This is a genomic window from Flavobacterium sp. (assembly GCF_031423415.1).
Taxonomy (GTDB): domain Bacteria; phylum Bacteroidota; class Bacteroidia; order Flavobacteriales; family Flavobacteriaceae; genus Flavobacterium.
On record NZ_JANPFL010000040.1, the window covers coordinates 1 to 1,485 of the forward strand.

General features: G+C 26.5%; 3 protein-coding genes. 2 read left to right on the forward strand and 1 reads right to left on the reverse strand.

What is annotated here, in order from left to right; translation table 11 throughout:
• Both RMO83_RS04315 and RMO83_RS04320 read left to right on the forward strand, forming a co-directional pair.
• A partial coding sequence (locus RMO83_RS04315) for an ATP-binding domain-containing protein (RefSeq protein ID WP_310558447.1) occupies positions 1–290 on the forward strand: 290 nt, incomplete at its 5' end.
• Between the two features lie 204 nt (positions 291–494).
• The gene (locus RMO83_RS04320; protein WP_310558448.1) at positions 495–731 is read left to right on the forward strand and encodes a hypothetical protein; all 237 of its coding nucleotides are present in this window, start codon (positions 495–497) and stop codon (positions 729–731) included.
• Positions 732–772: 41 nt separating this feature from the next.
• On the opposite strand, the gene RMO83_RS04325 is transcribed toward RMO83_RS04320, so the two are convergent.
• Positions 773–1,485: DUF6048 family protein (locus RMO83_RS04325; protein WP_310558449.1), on the reverse strand; the 713-nt coding region annotated here is incomplete at its 5' end.

Here is a 1,485-nt window from a genome sequence, read left to right on the forward strand (position 1 = left end):
CCAATAAATTGTATGAAGAAGTCATGAAAGATTACGAACATTTGAACACCAAATATGCTAAATTTCAAAAAGTAAAAGAAAACGAATTTTTCAATTCTTTGCAAGTCAAATTTTCTTATGCAATAACTTGTCACAAGTCACAGGGCGGACAATGGAATACCGTTTTTATAGAGCAACCCTATTTGCCGGAAGGCATCGATAGAGATTATATACGTTGGTTGTACACTGCAATAACTCGTGCTAAAGATAAATTGTATTTGATTGGTTTTAAAGATGATTGCTTTATTTAATTACTTATTTCGATTTACAAAAAAACAATAATTAACCCAAATTAGCTTGTAGTTTTGGATATAAAACTTTTATCTAATAATTTTAGTGTTTTACTAAAATTGATTTTAATCCGTTTGATAATTGGTTTCAAATTTATATGAATTATTGAAAAACTATGTTTAATTTTACCAATAATTAATAATTAATTGTTTAATTTATAGAAAATGTCAAAATTACAAGTAAAAGCTTTCTTTTTTCAGTTAATATGTTTTGTTTTTTTCTTTCTGTCAACAAAATATACAGTTTTAGAATTAACATCATTAACTGGATTTAAAGTTTCATTAATTGCATTTGTTATTGGAACTTTCGTTGCACCAAAATTCAAAGCCACCAAAACCAAAGATGGCGAAAAACTTTTTATGAAATCGATTTTCTTGAAAAGATTGATAGAAATTACATAGATAATGTATCAATTTTCAAAATTACCTTATTTTCAAAATATCTATTTTACTATTTTTTGTTTTTTATATATAGGCAACAAATAAGAAACAGTATAATTGAATCCTGCACCGAAATCGCCATCATAAGTTCGATTGAAACCAGGAATATATAGATTTTCAAAAGTTTCGGGTTTTTTGGTTGCTAGCAATAAATTTATTCGAAAATTAAATCCAACAAAAACATTATTAAAAACTTTGGCTTTTATTCCTGCGACAAATTCTAACCATTGAGCAGAAAGTCCGTCAAATTTTTCGCCTGAATATTGGTTTGGAGTTTCTCCAAAAAAAGTGTTTCTGTTGTAAATTTTATAGTTATTTAGTTCTTGACTAAAAGTACTTGCACTATACCGCAAACCAATGTAAACCATATTTTCCATATTTAGCCAATTTTCATAACTATTATAGTCAAAACCAGCTTTTATATAAGAACCTTTGGTGGTAAAATTTAATCTTGTGTCGTCTGAAGTTTTATTTTCGTTACCGATTTCGGCTGCTAAATAATAGTTTTTTGAAATTCGATAATCGCCAATAAGTTCTAATCCTTTATAATTTTTTTCGTAAAATGATTTTGTTAATTTGTATAAATCTATACCAAATCGAACACCATAACGATCAATTTTCGAGGGAATTGTATCTTTTGGTTTAACCGTAATTTCATTTTTTATTTCTTGAGATTGTATTGAAAATGAAATCATTACAATCAAAAAACTAAAAA

Bases quoted from the DNA above. Each gene is read 5' to 3' on its own strand.
- RMO83_RS04320 (WP_310558448.1), top strand. From the start codon at position 495: ATGTCAAAATTACAAGTAAAAGCTTTCTTTTTTCAGTTAATATGTTTT.